Consider the following 17,102-nt stretch of genomic DNA (forward strand, 5'->3'; position numbering starts at 1 on the left):
ATCGCTGGGCCGAAGTCACACCGCGTCCATCCGCTTGCGACGCACCGTCATTGGTTAGGAATCTTGCCGAGCGCCTTCAGCTTGCCGTCAGGGCCGATCTCGAACTTCACCGTGCCGATACCGGTGGGGCAGCACGGCTGGTCGTTGCCCTTCAACCATCGGTACTGCACCGCGATGGCGTCGTCGGAGGGCGGCAACACGGTTATGTACGGCTTGGGATCAGGGCTCGGTGTGCCCAGCGGCTTGTCGTGATCGAAGAACAGCAACTGCTGGCCGGTGGATTCGCTGGCGATGGTCGGGATGATCTGCACCCAGTACAACCGGCACTTCTTGGCATGCCCGCGAGCGATTTCCACCCACGTGGTACCCGGCACGGTGATGGGCACCGACGCGATCGCACGCTGCACGGTGGCGGGTCTCGGCCCGTCGGACTCCTTGCACTTGTCGGGTGAAACCGGCGGCGCGCCGTCCTGCTTCCAGCCGCAACCGGAGGCCAGCAGGATCAGCAGGATCACCATCAGCTGACGCACCCGGTGAGCTTAGCGAAGGCTGTGAATGTCCCGTTTGTTTGGTCGGAGACGCCGTTCTGAAGGGAAAGCCCCCGGCCGCCCAGGTAGCCTGATGCGGAGTCGGCCGGTCGACGATGACCCGTGCTGACCTGGGGGTTTACCGCATTTCCGAGAGTTCACGGACGCGCTTCGTCCCTTGAGAGGAAGCCGTAAAGCGGGGGAAACTCCCGATACCCGGTGCCGAAACATCCTCATCGCACCATTCGACGTAAGCCCGTTGCGCTCACAGGAGGGAAGTGCGTGGCCAGGGAGTCCATGGCGTCACACGACGATGCCGTGAACACCATGTGCGCATACTGCGGCGTCGGCTGCGGAATGGTGCTGCAGGTCACAACCGATCCCGACAGCGGCCAGCGTCACATCGCGAAGTCCGTTGGGGATAAAGAACATCCGGCTAACTTCGGCCGGTTGTGCACCAAGGGCGCCACCACTTCGGACGTGCTCAACGCGCCCGGCCGGATGGAGTCGGCGCACGTGCGCGCCGACCGCGGGGAACCCGTCGAGGCCCTCGATATGGATAGCGCGATCACTCAGTGCGCGAACCGGTTACGGGCGATCATCAACGCGCATGGCCCGGATTCCTTTGCCATGTATGTGTCGGGCCAGATGTCCATCGAGGCGCAGTATCTGGCGAACAAATTGACCAAAGGCTTCATCGGCACCAACCAGATCGAGTCGAACTCACGGCTGTGCATGGCGAGCGCCGGTTCCGGCTACAAGCTCTCCCTGGGCGCCGACGGGCCGCCCGGCTCGTACCAAGACTTCGAACACGCCGACGTCTTCTTCGTCATCGGCGCCAACATGGCCGACTGCCATCCCATCCTGTTCTTACGGATGATGGACCGCGTCAAGGCCGGGGCCAAACTGATCGTCGTCGATCCGCGCCGCACCGCGACCGCGGAGAAGGCCGACCTGTTCCTCCAGGTCGCCCCCGGTTCCGATCTGGCACTCCTCAACGGGCTGCTGCACCTGATCGTCGAGAACGGACACACGGACCCCGATTTCATCGCCGAGTTCACCGAGGGGTGGGAGGTGATGCCCAGCTTCCTGGAGCAGTACGCCCCCGACACGGTCAGCGAGATCACCGGGATCCCCGAAGACGACATCCGCACGGCGGCGCGGATGATCGGCGAGGCCGAGAATTTCGTGAGCTGCTGGACCATGGGCCTCAACCAGAGCACCCACGGCACCTGGAACACGAACGCGGTCTGCAACCTGCATCTGGCCACCGGCGCTATCTGCAAGACGGGCAGCGGCCCCTTCTCGCTGACGGGCCAGCCCAACGCCATGGGCGGCCGCGAAATGGGTTACATGGGACCGGGATTGCCCGGCCAGCGCTCCGTCCTGTCCGCGGACGACCGCGCCTTCGCCGAAGACCAGTGGGGCATTCCCCGTGGGACGCTGCGCACAGAGGTCGGTACCGGCACGATCGACATGTTCTCCCGGATGGCCGACGGCGAAATCAAAGCGTGCTGGATCGTATGCACCAATCCCGTTGCCTCCGTGGCCAACCGGAGAACGGTGCTGGCCGGCCTGGAGCGCGCCGAATTGGTCATCACCCAGGACACGTTCCTCCAAACGGAGACCAACGAATACGCCGACGTGCTGCTGCCGGCGGCCCTGTGGTCGGAGGCGGAGGGGGTGATGGTCAATTCCGAGCGCAACATGACGCTGTTCCAGCCGGCCGTCGCCGCCCCGGGTGACGCGATGCCCGACTGGCAGATCATTGCCCGGATCGCCTGCGAAATGGGATATGCGGAGGCGTTCAGCTACAACTCCGCCGAGGAGGTCTTCGACGAGATCAAGCGATTCTCGAACCCGAAGACCGGCTACGACCTGCGCGGGGTCAGCTACCAGCGGCTGCGTCGGGGCCCGCTGCAGTGGCCGTGCGCGCCGGGCAACCCGGGCGACCGCAACCCCATTCGCTACCTCAACGACGGGGTGAGTCAGGCCCGGCGGGTCCGCGAGGACGGCAGCGCACCCCGGCTGGCCTTCCCCACCGAGAACGGTCGTGCGGTGTTCTTCGCCCGCCCGCACCTGCCGCCCGAGGAAATGCCGGACGACGACTATCCTTTCCTGTTGAACACCGGCCGCCTGCCACACCAGTGGCACACGATGACCAAGACTGGCAAGGTCGCCAAGCTCAACAAGCTCAATCCCGGGCCGTTCGTCGAGATCCATCCCGGGGATGCCGCAAGGCTGGGGATCACCGACGGGGACGCGATAGAAATCGCTTCCCGGCGCGGTCGCGCCGTGCTGCCCGCCTCTGTCAGCGACCGGGTGCGCCCCGGCAACTGCTTCGCCCCGTTCCACTGGAACGACGTGTTCGGCGAATACCTGGCGATCAACGCGGTCACCAGCGATGCGGTGGACCCGATCTCGAACCAACCGGAATTCAAGGCGTGCGCCGTCACGTTGGCGAAAGTCGCCGTCTCCGCGGCAGATCCGACCGCCTGCCCCACGCCGGCGGTGGACACCGACACCCCAGAATCCGCGCCCACGGAGGTATCCGAAATCAGCGTGTCACAGGTTGATGCCCTGGCCGAATTGCTCGGTGTGGCAACGAAACCCGTGCCGGAATTCGACGAGCTCGGCCGCTCCTACCTGGCCGGCATGTTGACCGCGCTTCGCTCGGAAGCCGGTCGACGCACGACCGGTGTGCCGACGCTGCCCCAAAGCGCTCCCTTCGATTCCGGCACCCGGCTATGGGTGGACGGTCTGCTCGCGGGCCTGTTCTCGCGCAATGACGTTGCCCGACGCACACCGGCGCCGGCGCTCGACAAGACCGCGGTCGAGCCACGCGGAGCCAATCCCGCCCAACGGGCACCCGTCGTGGTGCTGTGGGCGTCACAGACCGGGACCGCCGAAGAGCTCACCTCCGAGATTGCCGCGCGGCTGGGCGACGCCCGGTTGCCGGTCGCGGTGCACGCCATGGACGACTTCCCGGTGGCCGAGCTGGCGACGACGCGGGAATTGCTGCTGATCACCAGCACGACCGGCGACGGTGAGCCGCCGGACAACGGAGCCGGCTTCTGGCGGGCGCTGACGACAGACGGCGCAGCGGAACTCACCAACACCCGCTATGCCGTGCTCGCCCTCGGCGACTCGAACTACGACGATTTCTGCGGTCACGGGCGCAAGCTCGACCAGCGTCTCGCGGAGCTCGGAGCGACCCGCATCGTCGACCGGGTCGACTGTGAACCCGATTATGAAGACGGCGTTGCCAAGTGGCTGGGCGGTGTCATCCGGGCGCTGTCCCGCACGCCCGCGCCGGTGGGCCGCGACGGCGGTGCGCCGGCGTCGGCCACCCCCTCGATCGCCGTGCCGGCCCGGCCGGCCAACGGGTCGGGGGCGGTCGGGTACACCAAGAAGCATCCGCTGATCACCGACATGGTCCGCAACACCGTGTTGAGCCGGCCGAAATCGACAAAAGACGTGCGGCATCTGGTTTTCAGCCTGCCGGAAGAGACCTTGAGCTACGAGGCCGGCGACGCGCTCGGGGTGTGGCCCCGCAACAGCGACCAACTGGTCGACGAATGGCTGTCGGTCACCGGACTGGACGGACAGACCCCGGTCGAGGTCGGCGAGCACGGCCTGATGTCGCTGCGCTCAGCGCTCACCGAGCGGATCGAGATCGCCCACATCAGCCGGGACCTGGTGCGGTTCGTGCAGGAGCGCACCGGCGACCCGACACTCGCCGAGCTGCTGAAGCCGGAAAACAAACGCGCACTGTCGGATTGGACATGGGGGCGGCAGTCCATCGACCTGCTTGCGCAGCTGCCGGTCTGGGCCTCCGCCCATGAGTGGCTGCGGGTCCTCAAACGCCTTCAGCCGCGGTTGTACTCGATCTCGTCGAGCCCCAAGCAGCACCCCGGGGAAGTTCATCTGACGGTGTCGCCGGTGCGCTACAACTTCCACGGCGTCCCGCGCCGCGGGGTGTGTTCGACATATCTCGCGGACCGCTCCCCCGGCGATCGGGTCGCCGTCTATCTGCAGCAGTCGAGCAACTTCCGCCCGCCCGGCGATCCGGACACCCCGATGATCATGGTCGGTCCGGGCACCGGGATCGCGCCGTTCCGCGGCTTCCTGCAGGAGCGCCGCGCGCTCGGCCACACCGGGCCCAACTGGCTGTTCTTCGGCGAGCAGCACGCCGCCACCGACTACTACTACCGCAACGAGCTCGAGCAGATGCGGGACGACGGGTTCCTCACCGAGCTGGACCTCGCGTTCTCCCGGGACCAGAGCGAGAAGGTGTACGTGCAGCACCTGATGCGTCAGCGCGGCGCCCAGCTGTGGCGCTGGCTGCAGGACGGGGCGCAACTCTACGTGTGCGGCACCGCCGACCCCATGGCCAAGGACGTCGACCGCGCGCTCTGCGAGATCGCGGCCGAGCACGGCAGCCTCGATCCGGATGCGGCCAAGGAGTACGTCCGGTCGTTGAGCGCCGACAAGCGCTACCACCGCGACGTCTACTAGGCCTTCGGGGTCCCCCCGACTCGTAATACGACGGAAACGTCGCGCGCGTATTGCCGAAACAACCTCGCTGCACCATTCAGTCATTGGTGGCGCCGAGGAGGGACGTACGCGTGGCTCTGGATTTCGAGGGGCCCCTCGAGGACACCGTGCAGGCCGTCTGCCCGTTGCGGTGCCGGCTGCGGCGTGGGGCCGACGGCGACGACGGTGACCAGGTCGACTGGGCCGGGTTGCCGATCAATTTGGACTTGGCGTTCTCGCCGCAGCAGCGCGACAAGGTGTACAGGCAGCACCTGATGCGCAAACGCGGCACGCAGCTTCGGGGGCATCTTCGGGCCGGCTCTCACCTGTGCGTTTGCGAAGAGACCGCCGACGACGGACAGCCCTAGCCGCAGCGCTCTGCACGCCCTCGCAGCGCGATTTCCCGTCGGCGATTAAGTTCAGCGCGAGCGTAAAACATTACCTGCGAAAGCAATTCCGGCCGGGATACGCTTGCTGCGTGGCCGATAATCCGTCGTCATACTTGGTGCTGGCGTCGCAACGCAGTGGCAGCACGCTGCTGGTCGAGTCGCTGCGCGCGACCGGCGTCGCCGGCGAGCCGCAGGAGTTCTTCCAATACCTGCCGGCCACCAGTCAGGCGCCACAGCCGCGCGAGTGGTTCGCCGGCGTGGAGGACGAATCCATCCTGCGCCTGCTCGACCCGCTCGATGCGGGAACTCCGGACCTCGCGCCCGCCGAGATCTGGCGCGACTACATCCGCACGGTCGGGAGGACGCCGAACGGAATATGGGGCGGCAAGCTGATGTGGAATCAGACGCCGCTGTTGTTGAAGCGCGCGAAAAACCTACCGAATCGCAGCGGCGACGGCCTGCGGGCCGCGATCACCGACGTAGTGGGCGAGGAGCCGCTCTTCATCTATGTGCATCGGCCCGACGTGATTTCACAGGCAGTGTCGTTCTGGCGGGCGGTGCAGACCCGGGTGTGGCGAGGGCGGCCCGACCCCGTCCGCGACGCGCGGGCCACCTACCACGCCGGCGCGATCGCGCACGTCGTCACCATGCTGCGCGCCCAGAATGAGGGCTGGCGGCATTGGTTCGCCGACGAAGACGTCGCACCCATGGAGATTCCGTATCCGGTGTTGTGGCGCAACCTTACTCAAGTGGTGGCCGCCATCCTGGAGGCATTGGGGCTCGACCCGCGACTGGCGCCCGAGCCGATGCTGGAACGCCAGGCCGACCAGCGCTCCGACGAATGGGTCGACCGGTACCGTGCCGATGCCGAGAAGTACGGCCTGCCAACCTGACCGCCAAAGCAGCGGGAGACTCGGCAAACGAACAGGCAGACCGGCCGAAATCATTGGATGTCCTATAGTGGGGCCTATGCAACAGGCCACCCAGCCGTGCCTCGCCCTTACGCGCCGCCTCACCGTGCGCTGTTGTTGTCGTTGTTGTTGATTTTCTGACGTCGCAGAAGTCCTCGCGTAATCCGCCGGTTTGCGGGCGCCAGCACAGGTAACACCCGTGGCCGCCCACGCGCGTTAGTCCATCTCCAGGAGATCAACCCACCGATGACCATGTTGTCCACCCGCCACCACGGCGGCACAGCATTCGACATCCCCAGGCAGGGCGACGAAGCTTGTACTGACATCGTTGAGGAAGACAGATGAGCATCGCAGACAACGTCACGCAACTAATCGGAAACACGCCGCTGGTTCGGCTGAACCGGGTAACCGAAGGCGCGGTCGCCGATGTCGTGGCCAAGCTGGAATTCTTCAATCCGGCGAACAGCGTCAAGGACCGTATCGGGGTGGCCATGCTCGATGCGGCCGAACAAGCGGGACTGATCAAACCCGACACGGTCATCTTGGAACCGACGAGCGGGAACACCGGCATCGCGCTGGCGATGGTGTGCGCCGCCCGGGGCTATCGATGCGTACTGACGATGCCGGACACGATGAGCACCGAACGTCGAATGCTGTTGCGCGCGTTCGGTGCTGAAATCGTCCTGACGCCCGGCGCCGACGGCATGGCAGGTGCCATCACCAAGGCCGAAGAGTTGGCCAAGAACGACCAGCGGTACTTCATACCTCAGCAGTTCGAAAACCCCGCGAATCCGGCGATCCACCGAAAGACCACGGCGGAAGAGGTATGGCGAGACACCGACGGCAAGGTCGACGTCTTTGTCGCCGGGGTCGGCACCGGCGGCACCATCACCGGTGTCGCCCAGGTCATCAAGGAACGCAAACCATCGGTGCAGATCGTGGCCGTGGAACCCGCGGCGTCCGCCGTCTTGTCCGGAGGGCAGAAGGGACCTCATCCCATCCAGGGCATCGGTGCCGGATTCGTGCCACCGGTGCTCGATATGGATCTGGTTGACGAGGTCGTCACGGTCGGAAACGAAGAGTCGCTGGAAATGGCCCGTCGGTTGGCGCGGGAGGAGGGGTTGCTGGTCGGCATCTCCTCGGGCGCGGCGGTAGTGGCCGCGCTTCAGGTGGCCCGCCGCCCGGAGAACGCCGGCAAGCTCGTCGTGGTGGTGCTGCCCAGCTTTGGCGAGCGCTATCTGAGCACCCCACTCTTCGCCGACCTGGCGGATTAGCCATGCTCGCCGAGATACGACGTGACATCCGGGCCGCCAGGGAACGTGACCCGGCCCGCCCGACCACGCTGCAGGTGATCTTCGCTTACCCAGGCGTGCACGCCATCTGGGGCCACCGGATCAGCCACTGGTTGTGGAACCGCGGCGCCCGGCTGGCCGCGCGGATACTCAACGAAGTCACTCGCATCCTGACCGGGGTTGACATCCATCCCGGCGCCGTGCTCGGCCCCGGCCTGTTCATCGACCACGCGACCGGGGTCGTCATCGGGGAGACGGCCGAGGTCGGCGAGGACGTCACGCTCTACCACGGGGTCACCCTGGGCGGCAGCGGCAGGGACACGGGCAAACGCCACCCGACGATCGGTGACCGGGTGGTGATCGGTGCCGGTGCAAAGGTGCTCGGCGCGATCAAGATCGGCGAGGACAGCAGGATCGGCGCCAACGCCGTCGTCGTCAAAGAGGTGCCGTCGAGCGCCGTGGTCATCGGGGTCCCCGGACAGGTCATCAGTCGCCACGGCCGAAGCAGCCCAGACGACTCGATGATGCCCGACCTCGTCGGCGTCAGCCTCCAGTCCCTGCTCACCAGGGTTGCCAAGCTGGAGGCCGCGAACGACGGCCAACAATCCGCCAGTGTCATCCGGCCACCGGAAGCCGGTGTGTGGCACGGCGAAGACTTCTCGATCTGAGGCTCCACATGAGCACTGGGGTGGTGGTCGTGACAGCGCTGATCGCGGCGCTCGGAGCCGCCAGCGCGGCGGGCGTGCTGGTTAATCGGCGCTCGGGGGCGTTGCGCGAAACGGCTCCGGGACTGCCGCAGGACACAGCCGACCTCGGCTTGTCCGAGGTCGGCCCGACGGTCGTGCATTTCACCGCCGCCTGGTGCGGCCCCTGCGCTTCGGTGCGCCGCGTGGTCGAGCAGGTGTGCACAGATCTTCCCGACGTGGCACATCTCGAGCTCGACATCGACGCCCACCCCGCCGCCGCCAAGCGGCTTTCGGTGCTGTCGCTGCCGACCACGTTCATCTTCGACGCCGGGGGCCGTCAGCGATACCGCAGCGCGGGCGTGCCCAAGGCGGCGGAGTTGCGTCAGGCGCTGCAGCCTCTGTTGGCCTGATCGGCTCCCGCCGGCGCCTCAAACACTCTTCAAGATGCGTTCACCGCGATCGACGCTACGGTTGCCCGAGGGGCCAAGTAGGGGACGGAGACTGCGATGAGCGACGCCCACGCGCCGCGGATCCCGCCGGCACTGGCCGCGCCGAGCCTGAACCGCGGAGTCGGCTTCACGCACGAGCAGCGGCGGCGATTGGGGCTGACCGGACGACTGCCCCCGGCGGTGCTCACGCTCGAGGAGCAGGCCGACCGGGTATGGCATCAATTGCAAAGCCTGGCAACCGATCTGGGACGCAACCTGCTGCTCGAACAGCTGCACTACCGCCACGAACTGCTCTACTACAAGGTGCTCGAGGACCATCTGCCCGAGCTGATGCCGGTGGTCTACACCCCCACCGTCGGGGAGGCCATTCAACGGTTCTCCGACGAATACCGCGGGCAGCGGGGGCTGTTCCTGAGCATCGACGAGCCCGACGACATCGAGACGGCCTTCGCAACTTTGGGGCTCGAACCGGACGACGTCGACCTGATCGTGTGTACCGACGCCGAAGCGATCCTGGGCATCGGCGACTGGGGCGTGGGCGGCATCCAGATCGCGGTGGGCAAGCTGGCGCTGTACACCGCCGGCGCCGGCATCGACCCGCGCCGCTGCATCGCGGTCTCCCTGGACGTCGGCACCGACAACGAACAGCTGCTACAGGATCCGTTCTACCTGGGCAATCGTCACGCGCGGCGGCGCGGCGCCGAATACGACGCCTTCGTCGACCGCTACATCGAAACCGCCCACCGGCTGTTCCCGACGGCCATCCTGCATTTCGAGGACTTCGGGCCGCTGAACGCGCGGCGGATCCTGCACGCGTACGGCGACAAGTACTGCGTGTTCAACGACGACATCCAGGGAACCGGCGCGGTGGTCGTCGCGGCCGTCTACGGCGGATGCCACGTCACCGGGGTGCCGATGCGCGACCAGACGGTGGTCGTCTTCGGGGCCGGGACGGCCGGGATCGGGGTGGCCGATCAGATCCGCGACGCGATGGTGTCCGACGGCGCCAGCCTCGAGCAGGCCAGGGCGCAGATCTGGCCGATCGACAAGCAGGGCCTGCTTTTCGACGACATGGACGACCTGCGCGATTTCCAGGTGCCCTATGCCAAGAACCGCGCCCGGCTGGGGGTGGGCCCCGGGGATCGGGTGGGGTTGGTGGACGCCATCAAGCTCGCCTCCCCCACCGTCCTGCTGGGCACCTCCGCGGTGTTCGGCGCCTTCACCGAGAAGGTCGTGCGCGCCATGGTCGCGTCGTGCGAGCGCCCGATGATCTTCCCGCTGTCCAACCCGACCTCCCGCATGGAGGCCGCGCCGGGCGACCTGCTGCAGTGGTCGGACGGCAAGGCGCTGATCACCACCGGCACCCCCGTCGTCCCGATCGAATACGACGGCACCACCTACACCATCGGGCAATCCAACAACGTGCTGGTGTTCCCCGGGATCGGGCTGGGCATCATCGTCGCCGGGGCCCGGCTGCTGACCAAGGGCATGCTGCAGGCCGCGGCGAAAGCCGTTGTGCAACAGGCTAGCCCGTCAGCTCCCGGCGATTCGCTGCTGCCCGACGTCCGGAACTTGCGCGCCATCTCGACGACGGTCGCCGAAGCCGTGTATCACGCCGCCGTCGCCGACGGGGTGGCCACCCGCACGCACGCCGACCCGCGGCAGGCCGTCCTGGCCACCGTCTGGACCCCGGCCTACGACTAGCGCCTGGCCGACGGGCCGCCCCCGGGGTCGTTCGGATGGGGCGCGAGCGGCGGCCAGAGCGCCGGGCGCTGAGAGCCTCAGCGGCGAAAATCACCTGGCTCCCCCGCCTGGACTCGAACCAGGAACCTATCGGTTAACAGCCGAACGCTCTGCCAATTGAGCTACAGGGGATCAACACGATCGCGGGACGACTCTAGCGTACTGGCACAACCGCGCCCAACTGGACGCCGGGACGGATCGGGCGCGCACGCACCCGCCCGGGTGAGGCAGGATGGGAACCGTCGCTAGTCGGGAGGAACGCTTTGATCCGGTATGTCGTGGTGCTGGGACTGGGTTACGTGCTGGGCTCGAAGGCCGGCCGTCGCCGGTACGAGCAGATCGTCGGGACCTATCGCGCGATGACCAGCAGTCCCGTGGCCAAGTCGGTGATCGAAGGGGGGCGCCGCAAGATCGCCAATCGGATCTCCCCGGACGCCGGATTCGTCACCGTCGCCGAGATCGACGACCAGACCGCCGTCATGGAGCGCGGCGCCGACCGGCCTGCCGACGAGGCCCTCACATCGTCAGATCGTCGCCGCTAGCCTGCTCCAGCAGGCTGCGCCGGTAGGCCTCCATCGCCACCAGGTCACCGAACAGCGCGTGGTACTCGTCGCCCTGTTCGATCGGCGACATGCGCTGCAGCTTGGATTTCACCTCGGCGATCTGCCGACCCATCCACACTTCCTGCAGCCGGGCCAGCACGCCGGCGATGTAGCGCGGCAGCTTCTCGTCGTCCACCCGGACGGCCTCCACGCCGAGCTCGTTGACCAGGCCGGCGGTCAGGTCCGAGCCGGCCCGCTGGCGCACCGCGTCGATCCACTGCGCCCCGGTGACGCCGCTCGACGTGCCGCCCGCGGCCTCGATGGCGCCGCGCACGGCGGCGTAACCGGGGTGCGTGAAGCTTTCGACCGTCAGCGTGTCGAACACCGGCCCGGCCAGCGCCGGGTACTGCAGCGCCGACTTGAGCGCCTCGCGCTGCGGCCACAGCGTCGGGTCACGCGGGTCCGGGCGCGCGGCCGCGGGTCGGGCCGGGGCGGCGGCCCGGGGCTGCTGGCCGGCGCGGCGTGCAGCGTCCGGGCCCGGACCGCCCCGTGGCTGGGCCGGCGCCTTCTTGGCCTGACTGCGCACCCGCTCGATGACCTGCGCCACGTCGTCCCAGCCCACCCAGCCGGCGAGCTGGCGGGCGTACTCGTCGCGCAGGGTCGGGTCTTTGATCTGGCCCACCATCGGCACGCAACGGCGCAGCGCCGCGACCCTGCCCTCGGCGCTGTCCAGGTCCATCTCGGCGATGGCCGTGCGGATCGCGAACTCGAACAAGGGCGTGCGCCGCGCCACCAGGTCGCGCAGCGCGCCGTCGCCGGACTTCAGCCGCAGATCGCAGGGATCCATGCCGTCGGGGGCCACCGCGACGAAGGACTGCCCCGCCAGGTGCTGCTCGCCGCCGAAGGCCTTGAGCGCGGCCGCGCGGCCGGCCGCGTCACCGTCGAAGACGTAGATCAGCTCGCCGCGGAAGAAACTGTCGTCCATCATCAGGCGGCGCAGCATCGACAGGTGCTCGTCGCCGAACGCGGTGCCGCACGACGCGACGGCGGTGGTGACGCCGGCCAGATGCATCGCCATCACGTCGGTGTAGCCCTCGACGACGACCGCCTGGTGCCCCTTGGCGATGTCGCGTTTGGCCAGATCGATGCCGAACATCACCGACGACTTCTTGTACAGCAGCGTCTCGGGGGTATTGATGTACTTGGCTTCCATCGGATCGTCGTCGAACAGGCGGCGCGCGCCGAACCCGATCACCTCACCGGCCGCGGTGCGGATGGGCCACAGCAGCCGCCGGTGGAAGCGGTCGATCGGGCCGCGGCGGCCTTGGCGCGACAGGCCGGCCGCCTCCAGCTCCTTGAACTCGAAACCCTTGCGCACCAGATGTTTCGTCAGCGAATCCCACCCGGAGGGCGCGAACCCGCAGCCGAAGCGACGGGCCGCCTCGGCATCGAAATTGCGTTCCGTCAGGTATTGGCGAGCCGGTGCGGCCTCGTCGGATTCCAGCGCCGCCGCGTAGAACTCCGCCGCGGCCGCGTTGGCCGCGACGAGCCGGCTGCGGCTGCCGCGGTCGCGCTGCACGCTGGTCGCCGGGCCGGTGTAGCTGATGGTGTGGCCGATCCGGTCGGCGAGCAGCTCGACGGCCTCGACGAAGGTGACGTGTTCGATCTTCTGGATGAAGGCGTACACGTCACCGCCTTCCCCGCAGCCGAAGCAGTGGAAGTGGCCGTGGTTGGGCCGCACGTGAAACGACGGCGACTTCTCGTCGTGAAACGGGCACAGGCCCTTGAGGGAATCGGCTCCGGCGCGCCGCAATTGGACGTAGTCGCCGACGACTTCCTCGATGCGGACCCGTTCGCGGATGGCGGAGATGTCGCGATCGGGGATCCGGCCCCGGCCCCGGGGCCGGGCGTCGTCCTCCGCCGCGCGCGGGTGGTGCCCCCACGAACCTGCCGGGCTGGACATCGGCTCAGTGTAGAGCGCCGAGCCGGCCGGCTATCCCGTTCCGATGACGCCGCATGCCACCCGCTCCATCGCGTTGTCGCTGTACTCGGCGCCGTGCAACATCAACGCTTTGCCCTCGCCGCCCAGCAGGACGTCCCGCGTGAACGCATCGGTGGTGGTCACCAGGTAGGCCGAGCCGTCCTGACGTACCTCGAGCGACGTCAGGTCACCGCTTTCGGGCTTCCCGGTGTGGCCGGGCGCGTTGTAATGACCGCCCGCGGACAGGAAGTTGCCGGGTGGCCCGCCGGTCGGTGCGACGGAGTTGGGCTCGCACTTGCCGATCTGGTGGACGTGCAGGCCGTGGAAACCCGGCGCGAGGATGCCGCCGGCCACCGTCTTGACGGTGACGGTGACGTATCCGCCGGTGAAGTCGAAGGTTGCCGTGGCGACGGAGCGCCCGTCGGGCGTCTTCAGTTGCGCGGTGAGCGATTCGCCGTTGGGCGCCGGCGTCGTGGTCTCGCCCGACGACGAGGGTGCGGCGCTCTTCACCGGAGGGGTGGTGCCGGGCTGGGTGCTCGCATGTTGTGGTGAGCTGCAGGCGGTCATGGCGACGACGGGAAGCCCCACCGCGAGGGTGGCGATACCGCAGAGTTTGGTCATGTCGGGCAGCCTAGTCCGCGACGGCGACGCCGACGCCGTGGGATGACGTGCGGCCTCGTCGCGGCTAACCGGTGGCCTGGCGGGCGTCGATGCGTTCCAGCCGGCCCTCGGTGTACGAGGCGATCTGATCGACGATGACCCGTAACCGGGCGCGGTCGTCGGCGGCTGTGGTGAACGCCGCGGCAAAGACCGGGTCGAGCGTTTGCGGCGCCCCGGAATACAGCCACTGCGCCACCCGGTGGATCCGTTCGCGCTGCAGGGCCTGGGTGTGGAGATGCCGGGGATCGGACATGATGAATTGCAGCGCAAGGATTTTCAGCAGGGCGACCTCCGCGCGCACGAGGTCGGGCACCAGCAAGTCGGCCCGGTAGCGCACCAGCGGCCCGGGACCGGCCGCGGCGCGGGTGGTGGCCACGGCGGCCGAGGCGAACCTGCCGACCAGTTCGCTCGTCAGTCGCTTGAGCGAGACCGACGCCGCCAGGGTGGCGTCGTACTTGCCGACCGCGGCCACCACCGGCAACGCCGCGAGCCGCGCCGCGGCCGCCATGAAGTCGTCGGCGCGGACCCGGAGGAATTCGCTCTCGCCCAGTTTGGCCAGCGCGGCCGCCTCGTCGTCGTCGGCGAGCACGCGCAGGTCGATGCGCTGGGACACCACCCCGTCCTCGACGTCGTGCACCGAATAGGCGATGTCGTCGGCCCAATCCATCACCTGCGCTTCCAGGCACATCCGACCTTCCGGCGCGCGGGCCCTAACCCAGGCCGCCGGCTCGCGGTCCTCGTCGTAGAACCCGAATTTGCGCTTTCCCTCGCCGCGCGGCCACGGATACTTGGTGACGGCGTCCAGGGATGCGCGGGTCAAGTTCAGCCCCGCGCTATTGCCTTGCTCGTCAAGCACTTTGGGCTCGAGGCTGGTCAGGATGCGGAAATTCTGCGCGTTCCCCTCGAAACCGCCGTGGCTCGCGGCGAGCTCATCCAGGGCGCGCTCGCCGTTGTGCCCGTAGGGCGGATGGCCGATGTCGTGGGCCAGGCCGGCCAGCTCGACCAGGTCGAGGTCGCAACCCAAGCCGACCGCCATCCCCCGGCCGATCTGGGCCACCTCCAGCGAGTGCGTCAGCCGGGTGCGCGGGGTGTCGCCTTCGCGGGGCCCGACGACCTGCGTCTTATCGGCCAGCCGGCGCAGCGCGGCGCTGTGCAACACCCGGGCGCGGTCACGGGCGAAGTCGGTGCGGTGCTGACCTTCCGTACCCGGCAGACCTGCAGTCTTCGGCGCTTCGTGTACCCGCCGTTGACGGTCGAAGTCGTCGTAAGGGTCTTGCCGATTCGTGGTCACCGCAGCACAGTCTGCCAGGGAATGCCGGCCGACGGACCGGCCCGCCGCACTGCTGTTTGCCTCGGTCCTACCGGGCTAGATTGGCCTCATGCGCATGCGCACCGCCCGCCTGCTGACTCTGATCGGGACGATTCTCGCGGTTGGTTTCGGCGGCGGGCTGCTCGTGGCACCCGGGGCCGGCGCGCAACCTCCGTTCCGGCTGGCGGATTACGTCACCGACAACGCGGGCGTCCTCTCGGACTCCGGCCGCGCGTCGGTCACCTCGGCGGTGGCCAAGCTGTACACGGATCGCCACGTCCGGCTCTGGGTGGTCTACGTCGACGACTTCTCCGGCCAGAACCCGGTGAGCTGGGCCCAGCTCACGATGCGTTCCAGCGATCTGGGCAACTATGACGCCCTGCTGGCCGTCGCCACCAACAGCCGTGCGTACGCCTTCCTCGTGCCGTCGACCGTCAAGAACGTCAACGCGCGCCAGGTCGATGACTTGCGGCGCAACCGGATCGAACCCGCGTTGCACGACGGCGACTGGAGCGGCGCCGCGGTCGCGGCGGCCAACGGGCTCGATACGTCACCGGGTTCCGCGGGCCGGGTCGCGCTGCTGGTCATCCTGGCGATCATTCTCGTCGCGGTGGCGGCCTTGCTACTGGTCATGCGTTATCGCGCCCGGCGGCGGAGGGCGGCCGAACTCGCGGCGGCCAGGCGGGTCGATCCCACCGACGCAGATGCGCTGGCCTCGCTAGGGCTGCAGGCCCTCGACGACCTGTCCCGCGCGCTGGTGGTCGAGGTCGACAACGCCGTGCGAACCAGCTCCAACGAACTCGACCTGGCGATCGCCGAGTTCGGCGAGGAGCGGACCCAGCCGTTCACCCAGGCCGTCAACAACGCCAAAGCCGCCCTGTCCCAAGCGTTTACGGTTCGACAACAGCTGGACGACAACACACCCGAGACACCCGACCAGCGCCGCGAGTTGCTCACCCGGGTCGTGGTGTCGGCGGCGCGCGCCGACCGCGAACTGGAATCGCAGACCGAAGCCTTCGAGAACCTGCGCGATCTGGTGATCAACGCGCCTGCGCGGCTGGACACACTGACTCAGCAGTACGTCGAACTCACCACCCGGATAGCGCCCTCCGAACAGCGATTGGCCGAGCTGCACCACCAATTCGACGCTGCCGCACTGACTTCGGTGTCCGGCAACGTCTCGGGCGCCAAGGAGCGGCTGGCGTTCGCCGACCGCAACATCGGCACAGCCAGGGATTTGGCCGCCGAAGCGATCAGCGGCCGGCAGGCCGGTTTGGTCGATGCCGTCCATGCCGCGGAGTCCGCGCTGGGGCAGGCGCGGGCGTTGCTCGACTCGGTGGACAACGCGGCCACCGACATCCAGCACGCCATCGACCGGTTGCCGGCGGCGATGGCCGACATTCAGGCGGACATCGCGCGCGCGGGCGAGCTCCTCCAGAACGCGCGAACCACCGAGTTCGCCCACACCGGCGATCTGATCGCGGCGCGTGACGCGGCGGCGCGGGCCGTCGACGCCGCGCGCGCCGCCGCCTCCACGAATCCGCTGGGCGTATTCGCACAGTTGGCCAAGGCGGATGCCGACCTCAACGCGCTGCTGGTCACGCTGGCCCAGGAGCAAGCGACCGCCGAGCGGCTCAACCGGTCATTGGAGCAGGCGTTGTTCACCGCCGGAAGCCGGCTGCGGGCGGTCTCCGACTACATCGACACGCGGCGGGGCAGCATCGGCCCGGAGGCCCGCACCCGGCTCGCCGAAGCCAAACGACATCTGCAAGCCGCGCGGGACAAGGGGGCGACCAACCCGGCCGAAGCGATTTCCCACGCCAACGCGGCGTCGACGCTGGCCGCCCAGGCGCAGTCGTTGGCCAATGCCGACGTGCAGTCGGCTCAGCGGGCCTACGCCCGCGGCGGGGGCGGCGACTGGGGGGCGATGCTGGGCGGGATCATCATCGGCAACGTGCTCAGCGGCGGCATGCGGGGTGGGTTCGGCGGCTGGAGTCCGACGTCATTCGGGGGATCGTCGGGAGGGTCCTTCGGCGGCGGCATGATGGGCGGTGGCGGCCGCTTCTGAGCCGCTCAC

13 protein-coding genes and 1 tRNA gene are annotated in these 17,102 nt (G+C 68.2%); 9 read left to right on the plus strand and 5 right to left on the minus strand.

Going from position 1 to position 17,102, the window contains the following annotated elements:
* Positions 1-47: 47 nt before the first annotated feature.
* Complete coding sequence (locus tag G6N51_RS09565) at positions 48-515, minus strand: LppP/LprE family lipoprotein (protein ID WP_083169281.1); 468 nt, start codon at positions 513-515, stop codon at positions 48-50.
* A 309-nt stretch (positions 516-824) separates the two neighbouring features.
* On the opposite strand from G6N51_RS09565, the gene G6N51_RS09570 reads away from it, so the two are divergent.
* The 7 genes from G6N51_RS09570 to G6N51_RS09600 all read left to right on the plus strand — a co-directional run bounded on the left by G6N51_RS09570 (position 825) and on the right by G6N51_RS09600 (position 10,494).
* Entirely contained in the window at positions 825-5,045 is a 4,221-nt protein-coding gene (locus G6N51_RS09570; RefSeq protein WP_083169279.1) for a bifunctional nitrate reductase/sulfite reductase flavoprotein subunit alpha, read from the plus strand.
* Between the two features lie 110 nt (positions 5,046-5,155).
* Positions 5,156-5,431, plus strand: coding sequence for a hypothetical protein (locus tag G6N51_RS09575; RefSeq protein WP_232075408.1), 276 nt, complete (start codon positions 5,156-5,158; stop codon positions 5,429-5,431).
* A 110-nt stretch (positions 5,432-5,541) separates the two neighbouring features.
* Positions 5,542-6,345, plus strand: coding sequence for a trehalose 2-sulfotransferase (gene stf0 / locus G6N51_RS09580; RefSeq protein ID WP_083169214.1), 804 nt, complete (start codon positions 5,542-5,544; stop codon positions 6,343-6,345).
* A gap of 359 nt (positions 6,346-6,704) precedes the next feature.
* The gene (gene cysK, locus G6N51_RS09585) at positions 6,705-7,637 is read left to right on the plus strand and encodes a cysteine synthase A (protein WP_083169212.1); all 933 of its coding nucleotides are present in this window, start codon (positions 6,705-6,707) and stop codon (positions 7,635-7,637) included.
* Positions 7,638-7,639: 2 nt separating this feature from the next.
* Entirely contained in the window at positions 7,640-8,323 is a 684-nt protein-coding gene (gene cysE, locus G6N51_RS09590; protein ID WP_083169210.1) for a serine O-acetyltransferase, read from the plus strand.
* An 8-nt stretch (positions 8,324-8,331) separates the two neighbouring features.
* A complete protein-coding gene (locus G6N51_RS09595) occupies positions 8,332-8,751 on the plus strand; it encodes a thioredoxin family protein (protein ID WP_083169208.1) in 420 nt (139 codons plus the stop codon).
* Positions 8,752-8,847: 96 nt separating this feature from the next.
* A complete protein-coding gene (locus G6N51_RS09600; RefSeq protein ID WP_083169206.1) occupies positions 8,848-10,494 on the plus strand; it encodes an NAD-dependent malic enzyme in 1,647 nt (548 codons plus the stop codon).
* Positions 10,495-10,589: 95 nt separating this feature from the next.
* On the opposite strand, the gene G6N51_RS09605 is transcribed toward G6N51_RS09600, so the two are convergent.
* A tRNA-Asn gene (locus tag G6N51_RS09605) sits at positions 10,590-10,665 on the minus strand.
* Positions 10,666-10,796: 131 nt separating this feature from the next.
* Here G6N51_RS09605 and G6N51_RS09610 point away from each other — a divergent pair.
* Positions 10,797-11,075 (plus strand): hypothetical protein, encoded by a 279-nt coding sequence (locus G6N51_RS09610; RefSeq protein ID WP_083169204.1) that lies wholly within the window; start codon positions 10,797-10,799, stop codon positions 11,073-11,075.
* On the opposite strand, the gene dnaG is transcribed toward G6N51_RS09610, so the two are convergent.
* The 3 genes from dnaG to G6N51_RS09625 all read right to left on the minus strand — a co-directional run bounded on the left by dnaG (position 11,050) and on the right by G6N51_RS09625 (position 15,007).
* Positions 11,050-13,038: a DNA primase gene (dnaG, locus tag G6N51_RS09615; RefSeq protein ID WP_083169202.1), complete on the minus strand. Its 1,989-nt coding sequence runs from the start codon at positions 13,036-13,038 to the stop codon at positions 11,050-11,052. The two genes, G6N51_RS09610 and dnaG, sit on opposite strands and share 26 nt — an antisense overlap.
* 30 nt (positions 13,039-13,068) lie before the next feature.
* Positions 13,069-13,677 carry a superoxide dismutase[Cu-Zn] gene (gene sodC / locus G6N51_RS09620; RefSeq protein WP_083169200.1) on the minus strand — a complete coding sequence of 203 codons (609 nt, stop codon included), beginning with the start codon at positions 13,675-13,677 and terminating at the stop codon, positions 13,069-13,071.
* Positions 13,678-13,741: 64 nt separating this feature from the next.
* Positions 13,742-15,007, minus strand: a complete 1,266-nt coding sequence (locus tag G6N51_RS09625) for a deoxyguanosinetriphosphate triphosphohydrolase (protein WP_083169198.1) — start codon at positions 15,005-15,007, stop codon at positions 13,742-13,744.
* A gap of 94 nt (positions 15,008-15,101) precedes the next feature.
* Between G6N51_RS09625 and G6N51_RS09630 the strand changes: the two genes are divergently transcribed.
* Complete coding sequence (locus G6N51_RS09630) at positions 15,102-17,093, plus strand: TPM domain-containing protein (protein WP_083169275.1); 1,992 nt, start codon at positions 15,102-15,104, stop codon at positions 17,091-17,093.
* Positions 17,094-17,102 lie beyond the last annotated feature (9 nt).

This window comes from Mycobacterium paraseoulense (assembly GCF_010731655.1).
Taxonomy (GTDB): Bacteria; Actinomycetota; Actinomycetes; order Mycobacteriales; family Mycobacteriaceae; genus Mycobacterium; species Mycobacterium paraseoulense.